Raw genomic sequence first — 4161 nt, 5'->3', positions numbered from 1 at the left:
GCGTGTGGCGCGTGACCATCACCGTCATTCCAGGCACGATGTAGCGTGGTTGCGTCATGCTTCGCACGCCGCACCAAGCGTGCCGGACACCACCGCAGCTCATTTCGCACACTTACGCTACCAGTGGTGGCGAAAGTGCCGGCGCACGCCGGCGGACGCCAACCCGGGTCGGGTCGGCGGCGGCGCCGGCGGCGCCGCCGGGCTCTTCGCCGCTCTATCTATCGGGACACGAGAGGTCGGCCTCCTGAGGCCGAATTTTTTGAAGCGCGTGGCAAGAACCGCGGCTGCAAGGAGCAGGAGCAACCATGGAGCTGAGTGCGCGCTTGGCGCAGCGACAAGGTGACAGCCGCAGCCGGCGGCCTTCGCCGATGGCGGGGACGCTGTGGACGTGCCTCCGGGGCCGGAATCGCCGGGCAGGGCGGGAAAGCTTGAAGTGGCCCGGCAGGGGGTGGGAGCGGTGGCAGCGGCGGGCACGCCAGCGACAGCGCCTGGGGCGCCTATCAGCCGGCAGAGCCTTTGCCATGGCTCGGCGCACACGGTGGTAAGGGTGCTGGGTGACGGGCAGGCCAGGCCCGTCGCGCTGCGCAGCTTCATCAGCGGCCCAAAGCGCTGGCCGCCGTCCTGTGACAGCCCGAGCTGAAAGCCCTGCCTGCGCTCGCTCAGGCAGGCATAAAGACCGCGCAGGGTCCAGGTCAAGCAATGCACCCGGCCGTCGAACAGCTTGGCAAAAACAAGGTCCCGGGTGGAGGCCTTCCAGATCCCGATGGCATCGGAGCGGACCCGGGAACGCTCGGCCAAGCCGAAGCCGATCGCGAGCTCGCTGCCGTCGGGTGACAGCGCGAACCCGGCCATCACGCCCGTGCCTTCGAGCACGCTGCGCCAGGTCCGGCCACCGTTTCCCGAGACCAAGAGCCGGTCCGGTGCCGAGAGCAGCTCTCGGTCCATCTCCGAGGCGTGCACGCGGACGTAGATCGTATCCGGGTCGTTGGGCGCCACGGCCGAGAAGTAGGGCCGGGAACGCAGGCCGGTACCGGGGATCGAGAACAGCGTCCAGCTCGCTGCGCGGTCGTCGCTTCGCAGCAGCACACCCTCGATTCCGTTCGGGCTCCTGTGCAGGGCGCTCACGTAGAGGCGCCGGGGGTCGCTCGGCGCCGCATCAAAGGCGGTGGCGAGCAGGTCGAGTTCGGCGGGCAGCGCCACGCCAAGCTCTTGCCAGCTCGCGCCGTGGTCGCTTGTCTGCCATAGGCTGTGGGAGTAACCCCCTCCCTGCCTGCGTTCGGAGCCCAGCGCCAGACCCCGTGCCCGCTGCCGAGGATGCACCGTGACGTCGACGATCTGCGCCTGGCTCAAGGCTCCTGGCGCGCGGGCCCAATCGCAGCCGCCGTCGTGGCTTACGGCCAGTCCCCTGAGCAGGCCGGCCATCAGCGTGCCATCACCAAAGAGCCCCAACACGGGGTCCTCCATGCCCCCGTAGCCCACCGCCTCCTCGCAGATCAGCGACCAGCTCGCGCCGCCGTCACGGCTGACCAGCAGCCCGTAGGTCGCCCGCACGATCAAGCGCAGAGGGTCGTTTGGGTCTTCGATCAGCTGCTGCGCCGCGGGGTAGCGGCCGTTGGCCGCGGCGGTCGATGTCACCTGCAAGGCGACCACAGCGCACACGAGACCACGAGCCCCACACGACCAAAGCCTGCCACGACCCATCAATCGTCGAGCCTGCACAGGCGAATGCAGCTCGGGGTAGCCTTGTAGATCATGCAGCGGGTTCCGAGCGTGTCGCACACATAGGGCCCACAGGGCGGTGGTCTACTGGTGTCGGCTCCAAGCGCACAAAACGGGCTGTCCTTGATCCAGCCGTTCATCACGCAGCGGAAGGGCATCGGGCAGGGGCCGGTGGGCACAGGGCCGCCAAAGCCTCCCGGGTCGCCCATGCCTCCCCAGCCGGCCCAGCCAGCAAAGCCCCGGAGCCCTCCAAAACCCGACGCGCCGGTCACACCGCCTTGGCTCGGCACACCTCCTGCGCCCAACCCCCCCCAGCCACCGCTGCCACCGCGCCCACCCAGCGCGCCCACGCCCGCCCGACCACCCACGACGCCCGCCCCGCCGCCAAGACCGCCCCGGCCGCCATACCCCCCCTGGCCGCCAGCACCAACACCGCCCCGGCCACCGGCGCCGCCCCGACCACCGGTCCCGCTGCGGCCCCCGACGCCCCGCACGCCGGCGACAGTAATCGCGCCACCGTGACCCACGCCGCCCCGACCCGAGCCAACTACCCCAGCCCGACCACCACCCCGCTGCCCGCCGGCGCTGCCGGCAAAACCGCCGTCCGGTCCCAGGCTCGTGGTCCGAGCACCGCAACCCGCCACAGCCGCGCAGCACGCTATCAGCCAAGCGCGGTGAAGCAGCCTTGAGGTCCTCGGAGCCATGTCGACCGAGCTGCTCGCGGCTGTACCCATTGGAATGCTCGGGGTCGCTAAAGGCATATGGCTTCGCTCCAGGGCTTGCTGGCGGGGCACGGCAAGGCCGCGGTCCAGGTCTACGGGTTGATCGGCTGCAACGTGATCCCCGGCACATAGCCGTCCGTGGTCTGCTCGACCGAGTAGAAGAGCGAGTACTCATCGCAGTTGGGCTCGGGAGTCCAATTTCCTTGCCCCTCGTCAGACAGGCCCGTGTTCGACACGTCGATGTTGAGAAAGTAGGTGCGGCCGGTTTCCGCACACAGGACATCGAGGGTCCAGTCCGGGGTCGTTCCACCCCCTGTGGTTGTGAGTCCAACGTTCCAGATCCAGTGCGGCGCCCCGTTGGCGCTGCAGCGTGGCTCGCCCGGGCCCGACCAGCAGAAGTTGACTTGGTAAACGTCCCGAGTCTGCACCTCCGTCCACAGGACCGCGCGCGCTCGCAAGTAGGTCCCCGCAGCGCCGCAGGTGGCCGGCACCACGAAATGGTCCACGTCCGGGCAGCTCCAGTTATCCCAGCCGGGCTGGCTCTGATCCGGGTTCGGGGAGGTGCAGGTGGGATTATTCAAGGGGTGCTCGGGAGGCAGGCTTGGATCCGGTGCGTAGGGGGGAGGACCCAGGCTCGGCGCGAAGGGCTGGGGGTAGGTATGGATGGGAGCATTCGGGTCCAGGCTCTTTTTGGGGATCAACGTGCCGGTCACCCGCTGGTTCACGGGGCCGGTGGGCAGGGTGAAGCCATGGAGGAAGTAGTCGCCGTACTCCTGTCCGGGCACAAACGGATTCTGTTCATCATCCGGCGGACATGTGGGGGTCGGCGGGGCAGGCGGGCTACTGCAGTTGGGCCCGGCAGGCAGGGTCCAGACGGGCTTGATACTCGGCCTGCGCGTTGAGGTATTCGCCCAGGCGTGAGAACAGCGGCCCGCCAGGGCCGGCGTACGTGTCGATAAGCCGCTGGATGTGCGAGATGTTGCGGCATAGCGCTGCGTTGTAAGGACGGTACGGCACGCCATCGAGCTCCACGTAGATCGGGCTCGTCTGCACCAGCGGGGCGCGTACGCTCATCCACGCGCTGGACAACATGGCTATAGGCCCACAGGTAAAATCGTTGGTTCCTACCTGGCCCATCATTTGGCACCAGGGCTGGGGCTGCCCGTTGCCCAGTAGCTCGATCATGCCCGCCACTTTGAGTGTCGCCTGAACGCGGAAGTTGACCTGGCTGCCGGAGGACACCGCCAGGGTGTCGCCGATGATCTTTACATCGCCGGGGGTACTGGATGACCACGCCGTCAGATCCGCAACCGTGCCTTGGCCCTTGACGGCCTGCGTGCGACCGAGCCGGAGCCCCTCCAGGTACCTCTCGTAGGTCACGGCCCCGTCGATCAGGACGCCCGTGCGCAGCTGGCCGATCTGGCGCTGGAAGCATCGGTTGTCGCTTGCGCCTACGATTGCGATCCGAAAGCCGCTGTCCTGAAAGTCGCTCCACAGTTGCCTGGCGGACCGCGGGAGCACGTCGGTGGGTTGATGGGTTGGGTCGGTCGGGTCGGGCTGAGCCACCTCGACCGCCAGAAACGAGATGGGCGGCCGCGGCGGGCTCCAGTTGCCGACGCTAAGCGCCACGTGCACAGGAAGCTCGAGCGGGGCCCCAAAGACCAAGCTGTCGCCGGGCCACGCGTAGTCGAGCGTCCAGTTGCTGGTGTGGTTGATCCCG

General features: G+C 68.3%; 4 protein-coding genes. All 4 read right to left on the bottom strand.

The window, feature by feature from the left end:
* Nucleotides 1–117: 117 nt before the first annotated feature.
* A complete protein-coding gene (locus MJD61_16385; GenBank protein MCG8556841.1) occupies nucleotides 118–1635 on the bottom strand; it encodes a hypothetical protein in 1518 nt (505 codons plus the stop codon).
* Between the two features lie 65 nt (nucleotides 1636–1700).
* Entirely contained in the window at nucleotides 1701–2453 is a 753-nt protein-coding gene (locus MJD61_16380; GenBank protein ID MCG8556840.1) for a hypothetical protein, read from the bottom strand.
* A gap of 80 nt (nucleotides 2454–2533) precedes the next feature.
* Complete coding sequence (locus tag MJD61_16375) at nucleotides 2534–3226, bottom strand: hypothetical protein (GenBank protein MCG8556839.1); 693 nt, start codon at nucleotides 3224–3226, stop codon at nucleotides 2534–2536.
* Nucleotides 3227–3281: 55 nt separating this feature from the next.
* Nucleotides 3282–4161 (bottom strand): hypothetical protein (locus MJD61_16370; GenBank protein ID MCG8556838.1); only part of this gene is annotated, 880 nt, incomplete at its 5' end.

It is taken from the genome of Pseudomonadota bacterium, from assembly GCA_022361155.1.
Lineage (GTDB): Bacteria > Myxococcota_A > Polyangia > Polyangiales > JAKSBK01 > JAKSBK01.
This window is presented reverse-complemented; position numbering and strand designations above follow the sequence as displayed.